This is a genomic window from Streptococcus sp. GMD6S (assembly GCF_000297015.1).
Window position 1 is genome coordinate 1 of the sequence record NZ_AJRH01000019.1, and the last position, 23,449, is coordinate 23,449.

General features: G+C 41.9%; 26 protein-coding genes, 1 pseudogene and 1 riboswitch. Of the genes and pseudogenes, 17 read left to right on the forward strand and 10 right to left on the reverse strand.

The genetic code is table 11. From position 1 onward, the window contains the following. The 12 genes from GMD6S_RS04640 to GMD6S_RS04695 all read left to right on the forward strand — a co-directional run. Positions 1 to 1,011: extracellular solute-binding protein (locus tag GMD6S_RS04640; protein WP_000541566.1), on the forward strand; the 1,011-nt coding region annotated here is incomplete at its 5' end. A gap of 18 nt (positions 1,012 to 1,029) precedes the next feature. Then, on the forward strand, positions 1,030 to 1,902 hold the full coding sequence (locus GMD6S_RS04645; RefSeq protein WP_001007695.1) for a carbohydrate ABC transporter permease: 873 nt from the start codon (positions 1,030 to 1,032) through the stop codon (positions 1,900 to 1,902). A gap of 16 nt (positions 1,903 to 1,918) precedes the next feature. Next, positions 1,919 to 2,752 carry a carbohydrate ABC transporter permease gene (locus tag GMD6S_RS04650; RefSeq protein ID WP_000711267.1) on the forward strand — a complete coding sequence of 278 codons (834 nt, stop codon included), beginning with the start codon at positions 1,919 to 1,921 and terminating at the stop codon, positions 2,750 to 2,752. Between the two features lie 201 nt (positions 2,753 to 2,953). Then, entirely contained in the window at positions 2,954 to 4,396 is a 1,443-nt protein-coding gene (gene gtfA, locus GMD6S_RS04655) for a sucrose phosphorylase (RefSeq protein ID WP_000155215.1), read from the forward strand. A gap of 131 nt (positions 4,397 to 4,527) precedes the next feature. Beyond that, a complete protein-coding gene (locus GMD6S_RS04660; RefSeq protein ID WP_008293041.1) occupies positions 4,528 to 5,721 on the forward strand; it encodes an O-antigen ligase family protein in 1,194 nt (397 codons plus the stop codon). Positions 5,722 to 5,864: 143 nt separating this feature from the next. Continuing rightward, a complete protein-coding gene (locus GMD6S_RS04665) occupies positions 5,865 to 6,308 on the forward strand; it encodes a MarR family winged helix-turn-helix transcriptional regulator (RefSeq protein ID WP_000872568.1) in 444 nt (147 codons plus the stop codon). Between the two features lie 72 nt (positions 6,309 to 6,380). Beyond that, positions 6,381 to 7,109: an ATP-binding cassette domain-containing protein gene (locus GMD6S_RS04670; protein ID WP_000575227.1), complete on the forward strand. Its 729-nt coding sequence runs from the start codon at positions 6,381 to 6,383 to the stop codon at positions 7,107 to 7,109. Further along, complete coding sequence (locus GMD6S_RS04675; protein ID WP_000183019.1) at positions 7,102 to 8,622, forward strand: ABC transporter permease/substrate-binding protein; 1,521 nt, start codon at positions 7,102 to 7,104, stop codon at positions 8,620 to 8,622. Before GMD6S_RS04670 ends, GMD6S_RS04675 begins: the two co-directional genes overlap by 8 nt. Before the next feature lie 489 nt (positions 8,623 to 9,111). Further along, positions 9,112 to 9,714 carry a hypothetical protein gene (locus tag GMD6S_RS04680; protein ID WP_000846126.1) on the forward strand — a complete coding sequence of 201 codons (603 nt, stop codon included), beginning with the start codon at positions 9,112 to 9,114 and terminating at the stop codon, positions 9,712 to 9,714. Beyond that, on the forward strand, positions 9,714 to 10,505 hold the full coding sequence (locus GMD6S_RS04685) for an energy-coupling factor transporter transmembrane component T (RefSeq protein ID WP_000130448.1): 792 nt from the start codon (positions 9,714 to 9,716) through the stop codon (positions 10,503 to 10,505). Before GMD6S_RS04680 ends, GMD6S_RS04685 begins: the two co-directional genes overlap by 1 nt. Continuing rightward, the gene (locus GMD6S_RS04690) at positions 10,481 to 11,317 is read left to right on the forward strand and encodes an ABC transporter ATP-binding protein (protein WP_000343048.1); all 837 of its coding nucleotides are present in this window, start codon (positions 10,481 to 10,483) and stop codon (positions 11,315 to 11,317) included. The genes GMD6S_RS04685 and GMD6S_RS04690 overlap by 25 nt, the downstream gene beginning before the upstream one ends. Further along, positions 11,304 to 12,104 (forward strand): energy-coupling factor ABC transporter ATP-binding protein, encoded by an 801-nt coding sequence (locus tag GMD6S_RS04695; protein ID WP_000103852.1) that lies wholly within the window; start codon positions 11,304 to 11,306, stop codon positions 12,102 to 12,104. The genes GMD6S_RS04690 and GMD6S_RS04695 overlap by 14 nt, the downstream gene beginning before the upstream one ends. A gap of 224 nt (positions 12,105 to 12,328) precedes the next feature. Here GMD6S_RS04695 and GMD6S_RS12695 read toward each other — a convergent pair whose 3' ends face one another. Genes GMD6S_RS12695 through GMD6S_RS13065 form a run of 4 tightly spaced genes read right to left on the reverse strand, consistent with a single transcriptional unit; the run spans position 12,329 to position 13,642 of the window. Continuing rightward, positions 12,329 to 12,490, reverse strand: a complete 162-nt coding sequence (locus tag GMD6S_RS12695; protein WP_001062367.1) for a hypothetical protein — start codon at positions 12,488 to 12,490, stop codon at positions 12,329 to 12,331. Continuing rightward, the gene (locus GMD6S_RS04705; protein ID WP_001152920.1) at positions 12,478 to 12,705 is read right to left on the reverse strand and encodes a hypothetical protein; all 228 of its coding nucleotides are present in this window, start codon (positions 12,703 to 12,705) and stop codon (positions 12,478 to 12,480) included. Before GMD6S_RS04705 ends, GMD6S_RS12695 begins: the two co-directional genes overlap by 13 nt. A gap of 12 nt (positions 12,706 to 12,717) precedes the next feature. Beyond that, positions 12,718 to 12,954, reverse strand: a complete 237-nt coding sequence (locus GMD6S_RS04710) for a hypothetical protein (RefSeq protein WP_001287839.1) — start codon at positions 12,952 to 12,954, stop codon at positions 12,718 to 12,720. Then, positions 12,947 to 13,642, reverse strand: coding sequence for an IS6 family transposase (locus GMD6S_RS13065; protein WP_001015324.1), 696 nt, complete (start codon positions 13,640 to 13,642; stop codon positions 12,947 to 12,949). Before GMD6S_RS13065 ends, GMD6S_RS04710 begins: the two co-directional genes overlap by 8 nt. A gap of 39 nt (positions 13,643 to 13,681) precedes the next feature. Between GMD6S_RS13065 and pnuC the strand changes: the two are divergent. Next, positions 13,682 to 14,188, forward strand: a pseudogene (gene pnuC, locus GMD6S_RS04720) (nicotinamide riboside transporter PnuC); the annotation flags it as partial. Positions 14,189 to 14,223: 35 nt separating this feature from the next. On the opposite strand, the gene GMD6S_RS04725 reads toward pnuC, so the two are convergent. Both GMD6S_RS04725 and GMD6S_RS04730 read right to left on the reverse strand, forming a co-directional pair. Beyond that, on the reverse strand, positions 14,224 to 14,556 hold the full coding sequence (locus GMD6S_RS04725) for a hypothetical protein (RefSeq protein ID WP_000958143.1): 333 nt from the start codon (positions 14,554 to 14,556) through the stop codon (positions 14,224 to 14,226). Between the two features lie 26 nt (positions 14,557 to 14,582). Next, the gene (locus tag GMD6S_RS04730; RefSeq protein ID WP_001126072.1) at positions 14,583 to 15,137 is read right to left on the reverse strand and encodes a TetR/AcrR family transcriptional regulator; all 555 of its coding nucleotides are present in this window, start codon (positions 15,135 to 15,137) and stop codon (positions 14,583 to 14,585) included. A gap of 132 nt (positions 15,138 to 15,269) precedes the next feature. On the opposite strand from GMD6S_RS04730, the gene GMD6S_RS04735 reads away from it, so the two are divergent. Next, positions 15,270 to 16,160, forward strand: coding sequence for a cation diffusion facilitator family transporter (locus GMD6S_RS04735; protein WP_000095931.1), 891 nt, complete (start codon positions 15,270 to 15,272; stop codon positions 16,158 to 16,160). A 35-nt stretch (positions 16,161 to 16,195) separates the two neighbouring features. Here GMD6S_RS04735 and galR read toward each other — a convergent pair whose 3' ends face one another. Continuing rightward, positions 16,196 to 17,200 (reverse strand): DNA-binding transcriptional regulator GalR, encoded by a 1,005-nt coding sequence (gene galR / locus GMD6S_RS04740; protein WP_000212493.1) that lies wholly within the window; start codon positions 17,198 to 17,200, stop codon positions 16,196 to 16,198. 163 nt (positions 17,201 to 17,363) lie between these two features. Here galR and GMD6S_RS04745 point away from each other — a divergent pair, with 163 nt between their 5' ends. The 3 genes from GMD6S_RS04745 to GMD6S_RS04755 all read left to right on the forward strand — a co-directional run bounded on the left by GMD6S_RS04745 (position 17,364) and on the right by GMD6S_RS04755 (position 20,516). Continuing rightward, positions 17,364 to 18,542 (forward strand): galactokinase, encoded by a 1,179-nt coding sequence (locus GMD6S_RS04745; protein ID WP_000189888.1) that lies wholly within the window; start codon positions 17,364 to 17,366, stop codon positions 18,540 to 18,542. An 18-nt stretch (positions 18,543 to 18,560) separates the two neighbouring features. Further along, entirely contained in the window at positions 18,561 to 20,042 is a 1,482-nt protein-coding gene (locus GMD6S_RS04750) for a UDP-glucose--hexose-1-phosphate uridylyltransferase (protein ID WP_000176972.1), read from the forward strand. 69 nt (positions 20,043 to 20,111) lie between these two features. Continuing rightward, positions 20,112 to 20,516: a PaaI family thioesterase gene (locus tag GMD6S_RS04755; protein WP_000651202.1), complete on the forward strand. Its 405-nt coding sequence runs from the start codon at positions 20,112 to 20,114 to the stop codon at positions 20,514 to 20,516. 32 nt (positions 20,517 to 20,548) lie between these two features. Here GMD6S_RS04755 and GMD6S_RS04760 read toward each other — a convergent pair whose 3' ends face one another. The 3 genes from GMD6S_RS04760 to GMD6S_RS04770 all read right to left on the reverse strand — a co-directional run bounded on the left by GMD6S_RS04760 (position 20,549) and on the right by GMD6S_RS04770 (position 23,439). Further along, positions 20,549 to 21,811, reverse strand: a complete 1,263-nt coding sequence (locus GMD6S_RS04760) for a nucleobase:cation symporter-2 family protein (RefSeq protein ID WP_001171644.1) — start codon at positions 21,809 to 21,811, stop codon at positions 20,549 to 20,551. Further along, positions 21,811 to 22,392: a xanthine phosphoribosyltransferase gene (locus GMD6S_RS04765; RefSeq protein WP_000770386.1), complete on the reverse strand. Its 582-nt coding sequence runs from the start codon at positions 22,390 to 22,392 to the stop codon at positions 21,811 to 21,813. The genes GMD6S_RS04760 and GMD6S_RS04765 overlap by 1 nt, the downstream gene beginning before the upstream one ends. A gap of 431 nt (positions 22,393 to 22,823) precedes the next feature. Continuing rightward, positions 22,824 to 22,919: riboswitch (purine riboswitch) on the reverse strand. A 133-nt stretch (positions 22,920 to 23,052) separates the two neighbouring features. After that, on the reverse strand, positions 23,053 to 23,439 hold the full coding sequence (locus GMD6S_RS04770) for a bleomycin resistance protein (protein WP_000386214.1): 387 nt from the start codon (positions 23,437 to 23,439) through the stop codon (positions 23,053 to 23,055). Positions 23,440 to 23,449 lie beyond the last annotated feature (10 nt).

The following is a 23,449-nucleotide window of genomic DNA, read 5'->3' on the forward strand; positions in this document are numbered from 1 at the left end:
ATTTTATCAGGAGATGTTCCAGATATTATTAATATCTATCCTCAAAATATGGATTTTCAGGAGTGGGCGAAGGCAGGCTATTTTGCAGATATGACAGGAAAACCCTATCTTGAGAACATCAAGAATGACTATGCCGAAAAGTATGCAATCAATAACAAGATTTATAGTGTGCCATTAACAGCCAACCTTTATGGAATCTATTACAATAAAACGAAGTTTAAAGAATTAGGACTTGAGGAACCGAAGACTTTTAAAGAGTTTCAAGAGATTGTCAAAAAGATAAAAGATAGTGGGAATTCTCCGTTTGCGGTTGCAGGCAATGAAGGCTGGACATTGAATGGTTACCACCAACTTTCTCTCATTACTCTTACAGGTAGTGGAGACGCGGCTAATAACTACCTTCGCTTTTCAAAACCAAACGCAATCTCTGCAGATGATGCTATTTTAAAAGCAGATGCAGAACGACTCGATTTATTAGCAGATAATGCTCAAGATGGTTGGCGTGGTGCCTCTTATAATGATGCGGTGGTAGCATTTTCGAGTGAAAAAGCCTTGATGATGCCACAAGGATCATGGGCATTAGCCGCAATTAATCAACAGGATCCAAAATTTGAGGTGGGGATGTTTGCCTTTCCTGGAGAAGAAGTAGGAAAAGAAGTCACTGTTGGTGCAGGGGATATGGCATTATCAACTTCAGCTACTACCAAACACCCTAAGGAAACCGAAGAATTTATCAGCTATATGACTAGTCCAAAAGCTATGCAGTCATACTATGATGTAGATGGATCACCAGTTGCGGTAAAAGGCATACAGGAAAAAGAAGATTCAGCGCTTGCAGCTATTTCTAAACTGGCTTTTACGGACAAACATTATGTTTGGTTGGGCCAACGCTGGAACTCTGAAGAAGACTTTTTTAATCTAAGTGCAGGTTACCTGATGGATAAAAATCTGAAAAATATGGCAAACAATCTCAATGCTTTCTTTAATCCAATGAAGGCAGATTTGGACTAGAATAGGAGTTAAGATGATATGGCTATTCGAAAATTTTTAAATAAATACTGGGGTTGGACATTTTTGCTCATCCCGCTTGCTTTACAAGCTATCTTCTTTTACTTTCCAATGGTACAAGGTGCTTTCTATAGTTTGACTAACTGGACTGGATTGACCTATAATTATAAATTTGTTGGTTTAAATAACTACAAATTACTGATGATTGATGGGAAATTCTTCACAGCCATATCCTTTACTTTGATTTTAACTCTGGCATTGATTATTGGAGAGATTACGATTGGGATGGTTGTGGCACGAGCCTTAAATTCTAAGATGAAGGGGCGGACCTTCTTTAGAGCTTGGTTCTTTTTCCCGGCTGTTTTATCTGGTTTGACAGTTTCCTTGATTTTTAAACAATTCTTCAACTATGGGCTTCCAACGATTGGAAAAATTTTAGGAATTAGTTTTTTACAAGAGAGTCTATTAGGGACACCTGTCGGAGCGGTAGTGGCAACTATTTTTGTTCTTCTATGGCAAGGAGTAGCTATGCCAATCATTCTCTTTCTTGCTGGTCTTCAGAGTATTCCAACTGATATTTTAGAGGCAGCATCAATTGATGGTGCAACCAGTAAACAAACTTTTTGGAAGATTGAATTGCCCTATTTACTGCCAACGATCTCAATGGTTTTTATCTTGGCTCTTAAGTCTGGTTTGACAGCCTTTGACCAAATTTTTGCGTTGACGAGTGGTGGTCCAAATAATGCTACAACGTCTCTTGGACTTTTAGTCTACAACTATGCTTTCAAGAGTAATCAATATGGATATGCGAATGCAATTGCCTTGATTTTATTCTTAATTATTGGAATTGTTTCTCTGATCCAAATCAAGCTATCAAAGAAATTTGAAATCTAATAGAGGAGTCCTACACATGAAAAAAGAAGAAAAATTGAATCAGTTTTGGAAATACGTCCTCTTGATAGTCGGTGGTATTCTTATACTTGTTCCTTTGTTGGTAACAGTATTTAGTTCTTTCAAGACAACTAAGGATATCATGAATCATTTCTTTAGTTTGCCCAATCCTTTTACGTTGAGTAATTATGAACGATTGATTTCGGATGGAATTGGAGGCTATTTCTGGAATTCAGCAGTTATTACGGTGTTATCATTGATTGTAGTGGCTTTCTTTATACCAGCTGCAGCTTATTCCATTGCTCGAAATATGTCCAAGAAAAAAGCCTTTGCAATTATGTATTCGCTCTTGATCTTAGGGATATTTGTTCCATTTCAGGTGATTATGATTCCCATCACAGTTATGATGAGTAAACTCGGTCTAGCGAATATGTGGGGGCTAGTAATACTCTACTTAACTTATGCTATTCCACAGACTCTCTTCTTGTATGTTGGTTATATTAAAATCAGTATACCAGATAGTTTAGATGAAGCTGCAGAAATTGATGGGGCTGATCGTTTTACAACTTATCGTCGAATCATTTTTCCAATGTTGAAGCCCATGCATGCGACAACTTTGATTATCAATGCCCTCTGGTTCTGGAATGACTTTATGTTGCCACTTTTGATTCTGAATAAGGATTCCAAGATGTGGACTTTGCCTCTCTTCCAATACAACTATCAAGGTCAGTACTTCAATGACTATGGCCCAAGCTTTGCATCCTATATTGTAGGAATTGTAACGATAACTATTGTCTACCTCATCTTCCAAAAACATATCATTTCAGGAATGAGTAACGGGGCAGTGAAGTAAGAAAGTGCTTAGGGAATCTATAATTCCATACATAGACGAAAGGTTCAGCTTGTTGGCAATTCTATGTAGAAAACAAGAAAGTAGTACTTAGTTGCTTGCAGTTTAGTACGAGTTCGATGTGAACAAAAATCTAAAAATATCTTTCATTTACGAAGCCAGGTCATATAAGACTTGGCTTTCATCAGAAAAAGGAGAACATCTATGACCATTCAAAATAAAACTATGTTGATTACTTACTCAGATAGTCTTGGAAATAATCTTAAAGACTTATATGAGAATTTGGAAGAACATTTTGGCGATGCTATTGGGGGAGTTCACCTTCTACCATTTTTCCCATCAACAGGTGATCGTGGATTTGCGCCAGTTGACTATGATGAAGTGGATTCAGCTTTTGGTGATTGGGAGGACGTTAAGCGTTTAGGTGAGAAATATTATCTTATGTTTGACTTTATGATTAATCATATTTCTCGTCAATCTAAGTATTATAGGGACTATCAAGAAAAACATGAAGCCAGTGAATTTAAAGATCTCTTTTTAAACTGGGATAAGTTTTGGCCAGAGAACCGTCCGACACAGTCTGACGTAGATTTAATCTACAAGCGTAAGGATCGTGCACCAAAGCAAGAGATTGTATTTGCAGATGGTTCAGTAGAACATTTGTGGAATACCTTTGGTGAGGAGCAGATTGATCTTGATGTGACCAAAGAAGTAACGATGAGATTCATCCGTAAGACCATTCAACATCTAGCAAGTAACGGGTGTGATTTGATTCGTCTAGATGCCTTTGCTTATGCAGTGAAGAAATTGGATACCAATGATTTCTTTGTGGAACCAGATATTTGGAATTTATTGGACAAAGTTCGAGATATCGCTGCTGAGTATGGGGCAGAGCTTTTACCTGAGATTCATGAACACTATTCGATTCAGTTTAAAATAGCGGATCATAATTACTATGTTTACGATTTTGCCCTTCCAATGGTGACTCTTTATACTCTTTACAGTTCCAGAACAGAGCGTTTGGCCAAGTGGTTGAAGATGAGCTCGATGAAGCAATTTACGACACTAGATACTCATGATGGGATTGGAGTGGTGGATGTCAAAGATATCCTGACTGATGAGGAAATTGACTATGCTTCAAATGAACTCTATAAGGTTGGAGCGAATGTCAAACGCAAGTACTCTAGTGCAGAGTATAACAATCTAGATATCTACCAAATCAATTCAACCTATTATTCAGCACTTGGAGATGATGATGTCAAGTACTTCCTTGCTCGTTTGATTCAAGTTTTTGCTCCAGGCATTCCTCAGGTTTACTATGTGGGTCTATTAGCAGGAAAAAATGACTTGAAATTTTTAGAAGAAACCAAAGAAGGTCGAAATATTAATCGTCATTACTATAGCAACGAGGAAATAGCAGAAGAAGTTCAACGTCCTGTGGTGAAGTCTCTTCTCAATCTATTTTCTTTTCGTAATCAATCAGAGGCCTTTGACCTAGAAGGGACTATTGAGATAGAAACACCAACAGCTCACAGCATTGTAATCAAACGTCAAAATAAAGACAAGTCCGTAACAGCAGTAGCAGAAATTGATTTGCAAAGTCAGACCTATCAAGTAGTGGAAAACGGCAGAAAAATTCAGTTCTAGTGCTATATTGATGATAGAATTTTTTGTGGTGAAAACGTGTTCATTGTTCCCAAATGACGGAAAAAATGGTAGAATATAAAGATAGTTTAGCATTTATCTTCTGGAGAAATCCAGAACAGAAAGGATCCGTTTTGAAATCAATTGGATTACTGGATAAGATAAGAGGGCTTTCGAAAAAAGATTTCTTTTTATATTTGATGATCATAAGTATCTTTTTACCTTTTTATTTATTCTTAGGGCTCTTTGCTTTATATTTGATAGGTTTACTTGTTACTGGGGAGATGAAGGGAATTATCAAAGGATTGGCCAAACATCCTGTACTTCTCTTTTTTATTGCCTACAGTAGTATCATCTCTATCGTCGCTAAGAATTGGCTTGGATTGGTTGCATCTTTACTGATGTTTCTCTTCCTCATTTTCTTTAGTTTCTACCAGAAACGTCTGACACATGCTTTCTTTCGACTGATACTGCAGACAATCTTGTTTGGTAGTGTGCTCTCTGCGGCTTTTGCTACTTTGGAGCATTTCCAAATTGTAAAGAAATTTAACTATGCCTTTCTTTCGCCCAATATGCAGGTATGGCATCAGAATCGGGCAGAAGTGACCTTTTTTAATCCTAATTACTATGGAATTATTTGTTGTTTCTGTATCATGATTGCCTTCTATCTCTTTACAACGACCAAGTTGAATTGGTTGAAGGTATTCTGTGTGATTGCAGGCTTTGTTAATCTCTTTGGATTGAACTTTACGCAAAATCGAACTGCCTTTCCTGCTATTATCGCTGGAGCCATCATTTATCTCTTTACAACCATTAAAAACTGGAAGGCCTTTTGGCTTAGTATCGGGGTCTTTGCGATTGGCTTGAGTTTCCTTTTTTCTAGTGATTTGGGAGTTCGGATGGGGACTTTAGATTCCTCTATGGAAGAACGCATTTCTATCTGGGATGCTGGGATGGCCTTGTTTAAGCAAAATCCTTTTTGGGGGGAGGGGCCATTGACCTATATGCACTCTTATCCTCGGATAAATGCTCCTTATCATGAACATGCTCACAGCCTTTATATTGATACGATTCTGAGTTACGGAATTGTGGGAACCATTTTATTAGCTTTGTCTTCTGTTGCTCCTGTTCGTTTGATGATGGATATGAGTCAGGAGTCGGGGAAACGTCCAATTATCGGTCTTTATCTATCTTTCCTTACAGTGGTTGCTGTGCATGGAATCTTTGACTTGGCCCTTTTCTGGATTCAGTCAGGCTTCATTTTCTTGTTAGTTATGTGCAGTATTCCATTGGAGCGTCGAACTTTGGTATCAGACATGACGGATTAAGTTTATAAGATTGAAATCTTCTACCTTGAGTAGGAGATTTTTTACTGAGAAAAATTAGTTCTAAATCGAAATAGTTGACAGTTAGAATAATAAGTATTATAATGTTTTCATTCGTATCGATATGGAAATAAATTGGAGGTTTCATGAAATATTGTCATTTGGTAGCCCATCATATTCGTTTGTTGAATGGGCGGATTTTTCAAAAGTTACTGAGACAAGACCCTGACTCTCTTTATCGGAGTGAGCAGGGAAAGATTTTAGCGGTTTTATGGAATAGTAAGACGGGCTGTGCAACTGCGACAGATATTGCGCTTGCGACTGGGCTTGCTAATAATACGCTGACGACTATGATAAAAAAGCTAGAGGAACAAAATCTTATAACTGTCAGTCCGTGTGGAGAAGATAAGCGTAAGAAGTATTTAGTTTTAACAGAGTTGGGCAAGTCCCAGAAAGAAGTTGGGCAACGTGTCAGTCAGAGATTGGATACTATCTGTTACAAAGGATTTTCAGAAGAGGAAATTAGGCAGTTTGAAGCCTTTCAAGAAAGAATTTTGGCTAATCTGAAAGAGAAGGAAAATGAGGTTTAGAGTGGGATAAATTAGTTATTAAAAGTTTGGTAACTTGACCAACCGAGGGAAGTTTTAAATAGAGGACAAATAATGATCGAATATAAAAATGTAGCGCTACGCTATACAGAAAAAGATGTTTTGAGAGATGTCAATTTACGGATTGAGAATGGGGAGTTCATGGTTTTAGTTGGACCTTCTGGGTCCGGTAAGACGACCATGATTAAGATGATTAATCGTCTTTTGGAACCGACTGATGGAAATATTTACATGGATGGCAAGCGCATCAAAGACTATGACGAGCGGGAACTTCGTCTTTCTACTGGTTATGTTTTACAGGCCATTGCTCTGTTTCCCAATTTAACGGTTGCAGAAAATATTGCTCTCATTCCGGAGATGAAGGGCTGGACTAAGGAAGACATTGCGAAGAAAACAGAAGAGCTTTTAGCTAAGGTTGGTTTACCAGTAGCTGAGTATGGGCATCGACTTCCAAGTGAATTATCTGGTGGAGAACAGCAACGGGTGGGCATTGTCCGTGCTATGATTGGTCAGCCTAAGATTCTCCTCATGGATGAACCTTTTTCAGCCTTGGATGCTATTTCGAGAAAACAGTTGCAGGTTCTGACGAAAGAATTGCATAAAGAGTTTGGGATGACAACGATTTTTGTGACCCATGATACGGATGAAGCTTTGAAATTGGCGGACCGTATTGCTGTCTTGCAGGATGGAGAGATTCGTCAGGTGGCGAATCCTGAGACCATTTTAAAAGCGCCTGCAACAGACTTTGTAGCAGACTTGTTTGGAGGTAGTGTTCATGACTAATTTGATATCAACTTTTCAGGATCGTTTTGGTGATTGGGTAACAGCTCTATCTCAACATTTGCAGTTGTCGCTTTTGACCTTGTTGCTGGCTATTTTTATTGCAGTCCCTTTAGCGGTATTTCTTCGTTATCATGAAAAGATGGCGGATTGGGTCTTGCAGATTGCAGGAATTTTCCAGACTATCCCGTCTCTGGCCTTGTTGGGGCTCTTTATCCCCTTGATGGGAATTGGAACCTTGCCTGCTTTGACAGCACTAGTGATTTATGCGATTTTCCCGATTTTGCAAAATACCATCACTGGGCTAAAGGGAATTGATCCGAGTCTGCAAGAGGCTGGGATTGCCTTTGGGATGACCAGATGGGAGCGACTCAAGAAGTTTGAAATTCCACTTGCCATGCCTGTCATTATGTCTGGGATTCGGACGGCAGCGGTCTTGATTATCGGTACGGCGACCTTGGCGGCCTTGATTGGGGCAGGCGGACTGGGTTCCTTTATCCTTTTGGGAATTGACCGCAATAATACCAGTCTGATTTTGATTGGGGCCCTTTCTTCTGCAGTGCTTGCCATTGCCTTTAACTTCCTGCTAAAAGTGATGGAAAAAGCAAAATTGAGAACGATTTTCTCTGGTTTTGCCTTGGTGACCATATTGCTCGGTCTGTCTTATAGTCCAGCCCTCTTAGCTCAAAAAGAGAAAGAAAATTTGGTTATTGCTGGAAAATTGGGACCGGAACCAGAAATTTTGGCCAATATGTATAAACTCCTCATTGAAGAAAATACCAGTATGACTGCGACTGTTAAACCGAATTTTGGGAAAACAAGCTTCCTCTATGAAGCTCTGAAAAAAGGGGATATTGATATCTATCCTGAATTTACTGGTACGGTGACTGAAAGTTTGCTTCAACCAGCACCTAAAGTAGGTCATGAGCCAGATCAGGTTTATCAAGTGGCGCGTGATGGCATTGCCAAACAGGATCATCTGGCCTATCTCAAACCTATGTCTTATCAAAACACCTACGCTGTAGCTGTTCCGAAAAAGATTGCTCAAGAATATGGCTTGAAGACCATTTCGGACTTGAAAAAAGTGGAAGGGCAGCTGAAGGCAGGTTTTACACTCGAATTTAATGACCGTGAAGATGGCAATAAGGGCTTGCAATCAATGTATGGTCTCAATCTCAACGTAGCGACCATGGAGCCAGCTCTTCGCTATCAGGCAATTCAGTCAGGCGATATTCAAATTACGGATGCCTATTCAACCGATGCAGAGTTGGCGCGTTATGATTTGCAGGTCTTGGAAGATGACAAACAACTCTTCCCACCTTATCAAGGGGCTCCACTAATGAAAGAAGCTCTTCTCAAGAAACATCCAGAGTTGGAAACAGTTCTCAATAAATTGGCTGGTAAAATTACTGAAAGCCAGATGAGCCAGCTCAACTACCAAGTCGGTGTCGAAGGCAAGTCAGCAGAACAAGTAGCCAAAGAATTTCTACAAGAACAAGGTTTGTTGAAGAAATAGCTTGAAAATGCTAAACTCAACTTGGTTATACGCCTATACAGAAGAATGCTCAGACAATGTCGTCTGGGCTTTTTTGGTATTAGAGTTACTAAATGTCATTTAAAATGGAAAATAATACTCAATGAAAATCAAAGAGCAAACTAGGAAGCTAGCCGCAGGTTGCTCAAAGTACAGCTTTGAGGTTGTAGATAGAACTGACGAAGTCAGTAACATATATACGGTAAGGCGACGCTGACGTAGTTTGAATTTGATTTTCGAAGAGTATAAGAGAAAATTTTCAGGATTTTCTAGATTTTTACTGTAAATACACTTGACTATTCACAAAATAGGTGTATAATGTGTTGTGAACTACTTAACAAATCAGGATTTCCAGCTCATGTCGACTAAGGATGGAAATCTTGTGTATAGACAGTTCAGTAGATATATAATAGAGCGTTGCGTCCGAAAGTCTATCCAGACACGGCTCTTTAAAAACAAAAGGAGAAGATTATGAAAACAGAACCGATTCATCGTACCAGTATGTGGAAATTTAAGTTAAGTGCTGCCACCATGACTTTGATTCCCGCTGCCGTGGGGATTAACTATGTTGCCAAAGCCTTGGCGGAGGGGTTAAAGTTGCCCGTTTGGCTGGGGTCTTTGGGAACCTTTCTTACCAGCATGTTGGCTGGGCCGGTTGCCGGTGCCATTAGTGGTTTCATCAACAACGTGATCTATGGGCTGACCTTATCGCCAATTTCAACCGTGTATGCGATTACCAGCATCGGAATTGGGATTGCTGTCGGAGTTTTGCACGCCAATGGGTGGTTCTCGTCAGCGCGACGAGTATTTGTTTCTGCTATTATTATTGCCATCGTTTCAGCTGTCATTTCAACGCCACTCAACGTCATCTTTTGGGGTGGTCAGACCGGTATCGCTTGGGGTGACTCATTGTTTGCGGTAATGGTCGCCAATCATGCACCAGTGTGGCTGGCCTCATTTATCGATGAGTTTGTCTTGGATATTTTGGATAAAGTCTGCGTGGCCTACCTGGCATTCTTCATCTATCGTCAGCTGCCGAAGCGGATGGTGCACTTCTTTAGCGATGATAAATGATGACTGATAAAACATTGATTTCTGGAGCGCCACGGGTCAAGCTCAAATGGTACCAGGTGATCGATCCGATTACTAAGCTCTTGTTCATCTTGGACATGACGTTGTTGAGCTTTGCCAGTATGAATTTATTGCTTCAGGCCGGATTAATTCTTGTCGCAACACTGCTATTGTTATTTTCCAAATTGAGTTCTACCACCTTTAAGGCGCTGGGATTCAGCCTGTTTCTGATTTGCACCATGCTGATCATCCAAGGGTTATTTTACAGTCGGAATCAAACTGTGCTGTTTTCTGTGCTTGGGGTGTCGTTCTACAAAGAGGGCCTGATTTACGCCACCACTCTGGGTTGTCGAGTATTGGTGATTATTTTGACCAGTGGCTTTTTTATGGTGACCACGAGTATTTCAGAAAACGCGGCCTATTTGGAACTGTCCGGATTGTCTTATAAAACCGTCTACGTTCTGATGTCGGTGTGTTATATTTTGCCGGAAATGATGCGCAATATGCGGAAAATCCAGCAGGCACAAAAAGTTCGCGGAACCAATCCGCAAAAAACGTTGATTCAGAAATTAAAGTCAGTCCTGCCGGTTCTAATTCCATTGGTGATTAAGACCTTGGATCAATCGATGACGCGGTCGATTTCTCTCCAACTGAGAGGTTTTGATAATCTCAACCGGACTGTCAGAACCTCCCAGCGCGTGTATCGCCTGTCGCGGACGCTGCACATTGGTCTGACTGGATTGGCAATTTTATTGATTGGGTGGAAGATATGGACGAAGATAAACGGATTGTAATTGAAAATTTGACCACCCGTTATCCGGGTACTGAGCAACCACAACTGCGTCAGATTAACGCGGAGGTTCATACCGGCCAGGTGGTTGGGATTATCGGGAATAGCCACTCCGGCAAATCGACTTTGTGCCGTGTGCTGGCAGGGGTCATTCCCAAAATTGTGTCTGCTGAGATTGAGGGCGATTGGCACATGTTTGGCCAGCGAGTGTCTGACAATTGGCCCGTTTATAATGCCATGAATGGAGTTGTACTGCAAAATCCAGCTGGCCAACTAAGCGGGTTGGCAGACACGGTTGCCGATGAAATCGCCTTTGACTTGATTAATCAGGGAATGGCTGAAGGACTGATTCAAAAACGGGTTGAAGAAGTTGCCACGCAAATGGGGCTGATTGAACAGCTGAATTTGCGTCCCGAGAGCCTTTCCGGTGGTCAGATCCAGCGGTTGGCAATTGCCACGGCGATTGTGGCTAATCCGGCTGTTTTGATTATGGATGATCCGACCAGTGAGATGGATCCCCTTGGCCGCCGGCAATTTTTCCAATGGCTGGCCCAAGTCAAAGAGACGACTGTCTTCATTGTCACCAGTGAAATTGACGATTTGTGCGAAGTCGCCGACGTTGTGTGGGTGCTGCACGAGGGTCAAATGGTAGCCCAGGGCAGGCCGGGTGAGGTGTTTAATCATTTGGCAGCTGACTGGCAGATTCCAGCCCCGACAATCCAGCAACTTGCTCAAAAAATGGATTGGCACTTGGCTGATGGCCGGTATCCAGTGAATTACGCTGATCTGAAGGAGGTTCGTTATGTCCACAATTGAACTGAGCCACCTGACGTTCACTTATCCGGAACGGTCCTTTAGCTTGGATGTTGAAGACAAACACTTCGCCGATCCGATGGTGGCGATTGTCGGCCAAAATGGTGCCGGCAAATCAACGCTCTTCAAATTGTTGACGGGTTTGCTGACACCACAAACCGGTGTGATTAAGATCGATGGAGAAAATTTTAATGATCTTAAACCGGTCGAAAAGTTACTGAAGGTTGGGATTACTTTTCAGAATCCTGACGATCAGCTTTTCAACCCGACCGTTCAACGAGAGGTGGAGTGGAATGTCGCGCAGGTCATGGATGACCACGACACGATTACGAGGCGGGCTTTAGAGGCTCTAAAAAGAGTTGGCTTGGATGATAAAACAGATGAAAGTCCGTATGACCTGTCATTGTCGGAACGCAAGCTGTTGAGCGTTGCCACAGTTTTGGCAGTGGATCCGGCGATTTATTTATTTGATGAGCCGATGATGTCGCTTGATTGGGAAAGCCGGCGCAAGTTGACCGCAATTTTCCATCAGTTGGCTGATTCGGGCCACCAAGTTGTGACCATCACCCATGACATGGATTGGGTTGCCGCCGAGTTTGAGTCGGTGTATGTTATGGAACACGGGAAGTTTGGCTTCGCCGGCAGTCCACGGGAATTGTTCAGCAATCACGAACTTGTCCAGCGAGTGGGATTACTACCACCGCGGATTATGGACATAGCGGAGTCGCTGGGTGATTCACAGACATATTTATCGGTTAATGATTATTGCCAGAAAAATCGAGATGTATAGAAAAAGTCACCTCTGCGGGTTTTCCAGGTTGAAGGATTAACTTCAGCTTCTGGCAAGAACTCACATGGGTGACTTTTGTGTTTAATAACGTTTCATGATCATCGGGTGCTTCCTCAGATCACTCGGTTTGATTTTACTTTGTTTCATGGTCATAATCATATACCATTTCTTTTGGATTTTTTGTTTGACTAATACAAAATAGGTCTTCATAGGTCTTCGCATTTTTAGCGCCCATTAGGATCATCAGTATAATTTTCTGAATTAGGAGACTGTCCCATCACTATTCGAACTTCGTCTCCCAACTTACGCTGTTCCCATTCATCCGTGAACCCTTTAAATCGCAATTCTGGAACTTTCTTTTTAACTGAATCATCTATTTTCGCCATAGTCCCCACCATTTTATTGGTTTTTCTTGTTCTTCTATCCTTTTTTGATCTTTGATTTGTTCCTGTAAATTTTCCAACTTCTCTTTAAGAGCGTTCACTTCATCTTTATATTGATTGTCTAAGTGTTTGAATTCTGTTTCCTGTGAGGGCATTTTGAGGGCTTTTAAGTTATCATTTTCCGCCTTGTATTCTTCTAGTAACTTTTTATCTTGCAAGGCTAATCGTTGTTACTGGTCTAACAAATTAGTTAGTTTTTCTATTTGTTGGTCTTTGGTATTTGATTTGCTACTACTTTCTACTTTACCTAAAATTATTTTTTCTGCTTTAGAATTTATTAGATTAGACCCATTGGAACTTTTAAGCTGTAATTCTTTTGGTAACCTTTGGTAGTGATATTGAATATTTTGTTTTGTAACACTCAACTCATCCGCCAGCTCTTTGATCGTTTTTAAGTCTTCACTCATGGTTTAAGTCCTGCCTTTTAACCGTTGGTAGATATTGTTCAACGGCTTTTTTGGGGTAGCGTGCGATATTATGCTTAGAATATTCTTCACGTCTGCTGGCAACATAAGACAAGTGGTCTTTGACACTATTTAGCCCTCTTAATTCTTTCAGTTCGTCATAGAGGGGGTAAACATGGACTTGCAATCCTGCCATGATTTTTGTATCTTGCATTTCAAACGGACTTAGCAACATATTTTCTAGCAATAGCGTGGTGTACTTGCTTTTCATTGCTTCAATAGCTAGCTTATCTTCGGTTTCTGCTTTGCGTGCTTTATCTTCTTGATAGGCGGTATCTTCTAACTTATAGCTGTTATCGTCTGCTTGACGTTTCTTTCGTAACCAGATATCCAATGTTAAACCGTCCGCATCATTCGCTCGATAGAGATAATGCCAACGCCCCTTAATTTTGATATAGGTTTCATCCATTTTCCACGAATAGAAGGACTGTTTATTTTTCTTTTTCCAGAGATGATAGAGGATTTTACTGTATTCTTGAACCCACCGATAAATCGTAGTGTGACAAACATTTATTCCACGGTCATAAAGCAATTCCTGAACTTCACGATAGCTCAGATTGTAACGTAGGTAATAACCAACAGCGACAATGATGACGTCTTGTTGGAATTGTTTGCCTTTAAAATGATTCATCTCTCAAGCCTTACTAACCTTTTTTCTGCTCTTTGAGAAGCTGAAGGTCGTGCTAGTAACTACCTATTTGGTTTGATTAATTCCATCATTTATCTGGTGCTTGCCCTTCAAAAAGGCTTCTATGGTGAGGTTTTAACAACTCTCTATTTTACAATTATGCAGCCAATTGGTCTCTTGGTTTGGATTTATCAAGCCCAGTTTAAGAAAGAACAACAAGAGTTTGTCGCACGTAAACTAGACGGCAAGGGTTGGACAAAGTATCTTTCTATTAGTGTTCTTTGGTGGTTGGCCTTTGGGTTCATTTATCAGTCTATCGGAGCCAATCGTCCTTATCGCGATTCCATCACCGATGCGACCAATGGGGTTGGGCAAATCCTCATGACAGCTGTTTACCGTGAACAATGGATATTCTGGGCAGCTACCAATGTCTTTTCAATCTATCTCTAGTGGGGAGAAAGCCTGCAAATCCAAGGGAAATACCTAATTTATCTCATCAATAGTCTAGTTGGGTGGTATCAGTGGAGCAAGGCAGCAAAAAGCTCTTAAAAAAGTAAAAAAGGATCAGATGATCCTTTTTTGTGTTAGAGCAAAATGAATAATACCGTAATGATAATAGCGGTCGTTATACGAACGATGTGGTGCGAGATATGTTGTTTTTCTTTCTGTTGGCCATTCCAGTAGGCTCCATAGCAGACGATACTCGAGCCCACAATCCATAGAAGAATGGTCGCAACTGGGACGAAGTAAAAGATGGCTAGAGCCAGAGAAGTGAGGCAACTGCCGACCAAGATGCACTTATTTCCTAGACTGTAGTTCTTTTGTTTCATGGCTGAAAAAGCAGCAGCAAGGTGAAGCAATGAGAAGGCGAGAGCTAGTACAATTGTTAGTATTCCTAGAATCATCGAAGTTAACATAGTTGGTTCCTTTCTGAGTTACAGGCTTAGTTATCAAGTGGAGTTGTAGAGGTCATCTCCATTACATCAAGGTAAAATCTCACCACTTGCTCTTCGGTATAAGATTTTCCTTTTTTTAGCCACCAAGTTAGAGTCTCGATAAAGTTCGTCACAACAAAATGCTGGAGGTAGGAGGCTGGAATGTTTGGGTAGGCCTCTTGCAAGTCACCCGCCACCATGGGATAAACGTGGTGTTCGAGTTCCTTGTGTAGTTGGCGGAGGAAGTAGTCGTTTTTGGAAAAAAGGAGACTGGTGACATGGTCCTGGTTTTTCTGAAAATGTAAAAAGATATGCGCGAGGTAGTCCTCGGTAGTAAAGTGTCCTTCCCTTTCAAAGAGATGATGAAAGAGGTAGCGACAGAGCTCATCTAAAAGGAGTTCCTTACTTTCGTAATGACAGTAAAAAGTAGAACGTCCAACATCTGCTAGGTCAATGATATCCTGAACAGTAGTGGCATCATAGCCCTTATCGTTCAAAAGTTGTAAAAAAGCTTGATAGATGGCTTTTTTCGTCTTGCTGACTCGACGGTCTCTTTTTGGCATATAGACACTTGAGACAAACTGTTCAGAACTGAACAGGACTGACAGTTTGCTTCTATCCTTTCTTTGGATTTTATTAGATAATACAAATGAAAGAAGTATGTATATACCCATTATACCAAAGGAGGGAGAGAAATGAGTTCTAAAACATCTATCTGGTTAGCTTTTTTCTTAAATTTAAGCTATGCGATTGTTGAGTTTATCGCAGGAGGAATCTTTGGTTCGAGTGCAGTTCTTGCTGATTCTGTTCATGACTTGGGAGATGCTATAGCCATTGGTATCTCAGCCCTTTTAGAAACAATCTCAAACCGTGAAGAAGATAGGCAGTACACCTTGGGTTACAAACGTTTCAGCCTTTTAGGGGCCATGCTAACGGCTGTGATTCTTATGATAGGGTCTGTCCTAGTGATCTTGGAAAATGTCACAAAGATCGTTCACCCGCAACCCGTTAATGAAAATGGTATCCTCTGGCTGGGAATCATTGCAGTAGTTATCAATGTACTAGCAAGTCTGGTAGTTCGTAAAGGAAAGACAAAGAATGAGTCAATTCTTAGCTTGCATTTTTTGGAAGATACTCTTGGTTGGTTGGCTGTCATTCTAATGGCGATTATTCTTCGATTTACAGATTGGTATATCCTCGATCCACTCTTGTCGCTTATTATTTCCATCTTTATTCTGTCGAAAGCCATTCCTCGCTTTTGGAGCGCACTGAAGATTTTCCTAGATGCTGTGCCAGAAGGGGTCGAGACAAGTGATCTGGAGAAGGATATAGAGGCTCTGACCAATGTCAAAAGTGTTAACCAACTTAGCATTTGGTCCATGGACGGTCTAGAGAACAATGCTATTGTTCACATTTGTATCAAGGACTGGGAGCAGATGATGGAGACCAAAGAAGTGGTGCGTCAATGTTTAGAAGAAAGAGGCGTGCAGAATATCACTATTGAAGTGGATAGCAGTCAAAGTAATCATGCGCAACATAAGCGGAGGGTGAGAGAGTTAGAGCAGAAGCATGGGCATCATCATTAGAAAAGACGACCTCAATAAGAGGTCGTTTTGATATTCTATTCATTCCGTGTACTTTCTCTCAATGTCAGTCTGGTGCCCAGCATGGTTAGGCTAGGTATTTTGCGACCGTGTAGAACTTCCTTGTTAAGAATATCCATCCCTGCTCGGCCCATTTCTTCGGTATAGACAGTGATGCTAGAAAGGGGAGGATAGACCTGCTTAGTCAGGCTGGTGTCGTTAAAAGAAATGAGGCTGACGCGGTCTGGTAGGCTGATTCCAGCTTCTTGAAGGGCACGAAGGGCGCCGATGGCTAAACTATCGCTGGCAGCGAAAAAGGCTGGTGGGAGTTGTTCTCCTAGCTTGTGAATGGCCTCCTTCATCAAGTCATAGCCAGACTGGGCAGTAAAGCTCCCCTGAAAGACCAGTTCTTCATGGTAGATACCATTTGCTTGGGTAATGTCTTTGAAATTCTCTAGCCGCTTATCCTGGATAATTTCTTCCTGGTCGGTTGTTTCCTCAAGGCCTGTGAGAATTCCAATACGGTTCATCCCTTGGCTGAGGAAATGGTCTACAACTTGTTTCACAGCAGTGTAAAAGTCAGTGATAATACAGGTATGACCTAATGAGAGGGTATCGCTGTCTATAAAGACTAAAGGTTTTTGGTATTCTTCAAAGGCAGCAATCTGAGCTCGGCTGAACTTTCCGATGCAGAGAATGCCGATCACTTCCTCGCTTAATGTAAAAGGATGGTCGTTAAAATAGCGCAAGATATCATAGTCCAACTCTTGGGCTCTTTTTTCAATACCGAGACGAATCTGGTAGTAGTAGAGGTCGTCCAACTCCCCTTGTTCGCTGACCCATTGGATAATGGCAATCTTTTGCTTGGGCTTGTGGGATTCGCCTGTCTTGAGATGCTTGGTGTAGCCCAGCTCTTCAGCGACAGTTAAAATACGGTGTCTGGTTTCTTCTGTAACAGATAGACTCTGGTCGCGATTGAGGACACGAGATACGGTCGCGATAGAGACAGAGGCTAGCTGTGCGATGTCTTTTAAGGTAGCCATAAATCCTCCTCCTTTTAGGTTAGTATATCATATTTTTCTGCTTTTTACTGATAGTTTAGTAAAAGTTTAGTAAAAAGGATTGACCTTGGCAACTCCCTTGGATACAATAGAAGAAAACGATTACACGTTAAGGTGACTTAACGACAGTCAAAGGAGAATTTATATGACACAAGATCTTACTACTGAAGCCCTTCGCAAAGACTTTCTTGCCGTTTTTGGTCAAGAAGCAGACCAAACTTTCTTTTCACCAGGTCGTATCAATTTGATTGGTGAACACACAGACTACAACGGTGGGCACGTTTTTCCAGCTGCTATTTCCTTGGGAACCTATGGAGCGGCTCGCAAGCGTGACGACCAAGTCTTGCGTTTCTACTCAGCCAACTTTGAGGACAATGGTATCATCGAAGTGCCTCTTGCTGACCTCAAATTTGAAAAAGAGCACAGCTGGACCAACTATCCAAAAGGGGTTCTTCATTTCTTGCAAGAAGCTGGACATGTGATTGACAAAGGGTTTGATTTTTATGTTTATGGGAATATCCCAAATGGTGCAGGCTTGTCTTCATCAGCATCTTTGGAACTTTTGACAGGGGTTGTGGCAGAGCATCTCTTTGGTTTAAAACTAGACCGTTTGGATTTGGTTAAAATCGGAAAACAAACAGAAAATAACTTTATCGGAGTCAACTCTGGTATTATGGACCAGTTTGCTATCGGTATGGGAGCTGACCAACGGGCCATTTACCTGGATACCAATACGTTAGAATACGACTTGGTGCCACTTGATTTGAAGGACAATGTCGTTGTTATCATGAATACCAACAAACGTCGTGAACTGGCGGACTCTAAGTACAATGAACGCCGTGCTGAGTGTGAAAAAGCTGTCGAAGAATTGCAAGTTGCCTTGGATATTCAGACCTTGGGTGAATTGGATGAGTGGGCCTTTGACCAATACAGCTATCTGATTAAAGATGAAAATCGCTTAAAACGTGCTCGCCATGCTGTGCTTGAAAACCAACGTACCCTCAAAGCACAAGCAGCTCTTCAAGCAGGTGATTTGGAAACATTTGGTCGCTTGATGAATGCATCTCACGTTTCTCTAGAACATGACTATGAAGTAACTGGCTTGGAATTGGATACTCTTGTTCACACAGCTTGGGCTCAGGAAGGTGTTCTTGGTGCTCGTATGACAGGGGCAGGATTTGGCGGATGTGCCATTGCCTTGGTGCGAAAAGACGCTGTTGAGTCCTTTAAGGAAGCTGTAGGCAAGCACTACGAGGAAGTCGTTGGATATGCTCCTAGCTTCTATATCGCTGAAGTTGCAGGTGGCACTCGCGTCCTTGACTAGTTAAAAGGAGGCTTTATAGTGACCTTAGTAGATAAATTTGTAACACATGTTATTGCTGAAAGTTCATTTGAGGAAATGGATCGAATCTACCTAACCAATCGTGTTTTGGCGCGAGTGGGTGAAGGTGTTTTGGAAGTTGAGACTGATCTAGATAAATTGATTGACCTCAAGGACCAGCTGGTCGAGGAAGCGGTTCGATTAGAGACGATTGAGGATAATCAGGCTGCGCGTGAAATCCTCGGTTCTGAACTGATGGACTTGGTAACTCCTTGTCCAAGTCAGGTTAATCGTGACTTTTGGACAACCTATGCTCACTCTCCTGAGCAGGCGATAGGGGATTTTTACCAGCTCAGCCAGAAAAATGACTACATCAAGCTCAAGGCTATTTCTAAGAATATTGCTTATCGTGTTCCATCTGACTACGGAGAACTTGAGATCACCATCAACCTCTCTAAGCCTGAAAAGGATCCGAAAGAGATTGCAGCAGCCAAGTTGGTGCAAGCTAGCAATTATCCTCAGTGTCAGCTTTGTCTAGAGAATGAAGGCTACCATGGTCGAGTCAACCACCCAGCTCGCAGCAATCACCGCATTATCCGTTTCGAAATGGCGGGTCAGGAGTGGGGCTTCCAGTATTCGCCCTATGCTTATTTTAATGAGCACTGTATTTTCTTAGACGGTCAGCATCGACCTATGGCCATTAGTCGTCAGAGTTTTGAGCGTCTGCTGGCGATTGTAGAGCAGTTTCCTGGCTATTTTGCAGGCTCTAATGCCGACCTGCCAATTGTGGGGGGCTCTATTCTAACTCATGACCACTATCAAGGAGGCCGTCACGTATTTCCTATGGAATTGGCTCCTTTGCAAAAGACTTTCTGTTTTGCTGGTTTTGAGCAGGTCAAGGCTGGGATTGTTAAGTGGCCAATGTCAGTGCTACGTTTGACTTCAGATTCCAAGGAGGATTTGATTAACTTGGCTGACAAGATTTTACAGGAATGGCGACAGTATTCAGACCCTGAAGTCCAGATTTTAGCAGAGACAGACGGGACACCGCATCACACCATCACACCGATTGCTCGTAAACGCGATGGACAGTTTGAGTTGGACTTGGTCTTGCGGGACAATCAGACATCGCCAGAACATCCTGATGGCATCTATCATCCCCACAAGGATGTCCAACATATCAAGAAGGAAAATATCGGCTTGATTGAGGTCATGGGTTTGGCTATCCTGCCGCCACGTTTGAAAGCAGAAGTGGAACAGGTTGCTAGCTATCTTGTGGGAGATGATGATATAGTTGCCGACTATCATCAAGAATGGGCAGACCAGCTCAAAGCCCAACATCCGGACCTAGCAGATAAAGAAAAAGCCCTTGAAATCGTCAAGGACTCTGTGGGTGCTATTTTTGCACGTGTTTTGGAGGATGCAGGAGTTTACAAGCAGACGGAACAAGGACAGGCAGCTTTTATGCGTTTTGTTGAGCAGGTCGGAATTTTGCCAGACTAGGAGCTTTCTCCTTGCACAGTCCTATAAAAAGTAGTATCATAGTGTCGTTTGAACTATCAGGAGGAAACGATGAAAGATTTTCATTTTGATGCTATATCTGCCTTTGAAAATTACGAAATTGAAAAAATGAGAGATGGTCATGTTGTGGTGACGACCAAAGTGGTGGACTCGTCGCTCAACTACTATAGCAATGCCCATGGTGGCTATCTCTTCACCCTTTGTGACCAGATTAGTGGTTTGGTGGTTATCTCGCTGGGGCTTGATGGAGTGACGCTCCAGTCCTCTATCAACTACCTCAAGGCAGGAAAACTCGACGACGTGTTGACCATTAAAGGAGAATGTGTCCATCATGGACGCACAACCTGTGTCGTGGATGTGGATATCACCAATCAAGAAGGCAGAAATGTCTGCAAAGCAACCTTTACCATGTTTGTCACAGGCCAGCGGTCAGAAGACAGACAGGTAAGGATATAGATAAACAAAAAAGAGGCTCACACCTCTTTTTCTTATTTCTTCTTCCTGTTTAATACTGCATTGAGAACAATGGCTAGTAAGCTGGCTACGACAATTCCGTTTGAGAAGAACATTTGGAAGGCTGTTGGCATGCTGACAAAGAGATTACTATTGTTGAGTCCGACACCTGCAGCGATGGAGACAGCTGCGATAAGGAAGTTGTGTTCATTGTTAGCAAAGTCAACGCGGGCGAGGATTTGCATCCCTTGAAGGGAAACAAAACCAAACATCACCAGCATGGCCCCTCCAAGGACAGGGCTTGGAATGATTTGGGCGAGGGCACCAAACTTAGGAAGGAGTCCAAGGAGGACTAGGAAACCAGCTGCGTAGTAGATTGGCAGGCGGGTCTTGATACCTGACAATTTAACCAACCCAACGTTTTGTGAAAATCCTGTGTAAGGGAAGGTGTTAAAGATTCCTCCGAGAAGGACAGCTAAACCTTCTGCACGATAACCGTTGCGCAGGCGCGTGCTGTCGATTGGATCTTTCGTGATATCAGACAAGGCCAGGTAAACACCAGTCGACTCAACCATAGACACCGTTGCGATGATACACATCATGACAATAGATGAGATTTCAAAGGTTGGCATCCCAAAGTAGAGAGGAGTTGGGACATGGACAAGCGGTGCTGCCGCAACAGGGGAGAAATCAACCAAGCCCATGGAAGCAGCAATAGCAGTTCCAACGACCAACCCAATCAAAATAGAGATAGACTTGATAAATCCTTTGGTAAAGATGTTGATCAAGAGGATAATCAGAACAGTGATAGCTGCAAGCAAAAGGCTTTGACCAGTTGGCTCTGGGACATTATTTCCCATATTTCCAATAGCGACAGGAATTAAGGTCAATCCAATCGTGGTAATGACAGAGCCTGTTACGATAGATGGGAAGAGATTGGCAACTTTTGAGAAAATACCTGAAATCAGAACCACATAAATCCCTGATGCGATAAGGGCACCAAACATAGCCCCACTACCGTGACTCTGCCCAATCATAATCAAAGGAGCGACGGATTGGAAGGCAACCCCGAGAACGACTGGTAGTCCAATCCCAAAGTATTTGTTGAGTTGGAGTTGAAGGAAGGTGGCCACCCCACACATGAAGATATCTGTGGAGATTAGGTAGGTCAATTGCTCAGCTGAATAGCCCAGAGCTGTCGCAATCATGATGGGAACCAGGATGGATCCTGAGTACATGGCTAATAAGTGTTGCAAGCCAAGAACGGCTGCTTGTGAGTGTTTTTCTTGTTTTTGCATTAGAGATCTGCCTCCTTAAATACGACCTGACCATTTTCGAAACGATCCAAGCGAGCCAGTGATAGGACTGGATATCCTGCTTTTTCAAGCAAATCACGACCATCTTGGAAAGATTTTTCAATCACGATACCTATCGCTTCAACTTTTGCTCCGGCTTGTTCGATGATTTGGATCAAGCCTTTGGCCGCTTGGCCATTAGCAAGGAAATCGTCAATAATCAAGACCTTGTCCTCAGGTGAGAGGAATTTTCCAGCGATGGAAACGGTGCTGGTCACCTGCTTGGTAAAGGAGTAGACTTGGGCAGTTAAGATTCCTTCGTTCATGGTGATGTTTTTAGCTTTCTTGGCGAAAATCATGGGGACATTCAAGGCTTCTGCTGTAAAAATAGCTGGGGCAATACCTGACGCTTCAATGGTTACGACCTTGGTAATGCCAGCAGAAGCGAATTTGTCCGCAAATACCTTACCAATCTCTCGCATCAAGCTAAAGTCAACTTGATGGGTTAAAAAGGAATCCACCTTGAGGATGTTGTCACTCAAGATATGCCCATCCTCAAGGATGCGCTCTTCTAATAATTTCATAAGACCTCCTAAAGTCTAAAAGATGCTTCATTTGCTTGTCTAGATGTTTCTATAGTGATTTAGTTTGCTAATAATGTATATGTATAATACTAGTGCGAGCGAAGCGAGTTTTACTAGATATTTCCCGCTGTAGTGGTATCATATACAATAATCTTGTTATTGTATATGACGGGATTTTTGAGAGTAAAATAGTTCGGGGAACTATTTTAGCCTAAGCCTAGAAATGAAAGAGCTAGGGGCTCAAAAATTAGGGATGAAATTCCCTGGATTCCTGAAATTATCCACAGGATAATTTCACTCCCGTCCGCACTAAATAAGGGAAATATTAAAAATATTATATTTAACCTTGAAGGCTAGCCTTAGCAAAATACTAAAAAAGGACCTACTTAATCCCCTAAGTAAGTCCCCAAAATAGGCATGGCCAAAACCATACCTCAAGCTGACATACTCATTGTTAGGTGTTCCGGCACCTTGTAGAAACGTCGTGCCAATTCACGACATAAACAAGTAAAATGATATTCAATTTTAAATAGGCTACTGCCAATGTTTTTATTTTACACCAATTAGCTTTATAAATCAAATATTTTGTTAGTAAATAGATCATAAAAGCGAACGAATAAAAGGCTGCAAGGCTAGAAAGTATTGTAGCCTTTTATTCTTCTATTCGCTAAATCTTAAAAAATAACCATCAGGATCCAAAATCGCAAATTCATGGGGATATATAAAGCTATCTCCTACTCGAAATTCTCTTTTTGTGAGGGGACGATGGATAGGATAGTCAGCTTCCAGCAGTTTTTGGTGGAGCTGAGGAACATCTGCAATGCCAAAGGAAATATTGACACCGCGCCCGAAAGGATAGGTCAGCTGAGCTAATTCTTCTGCGCTTCCTTCTTCTAGCATAAGTTGGCAGTCTTCAATCGAGAGGAAGAGAAATTTCTCCTCTGGACGCTCGTATTCGACAGAGAATCCTAGCAGGTCGCAGTAGAAGTGGCGTGATTTTTCGATGTCAGATACTACAAATTCAGGAATGACAGCTTGATAGTCCATTCGTTTTCTC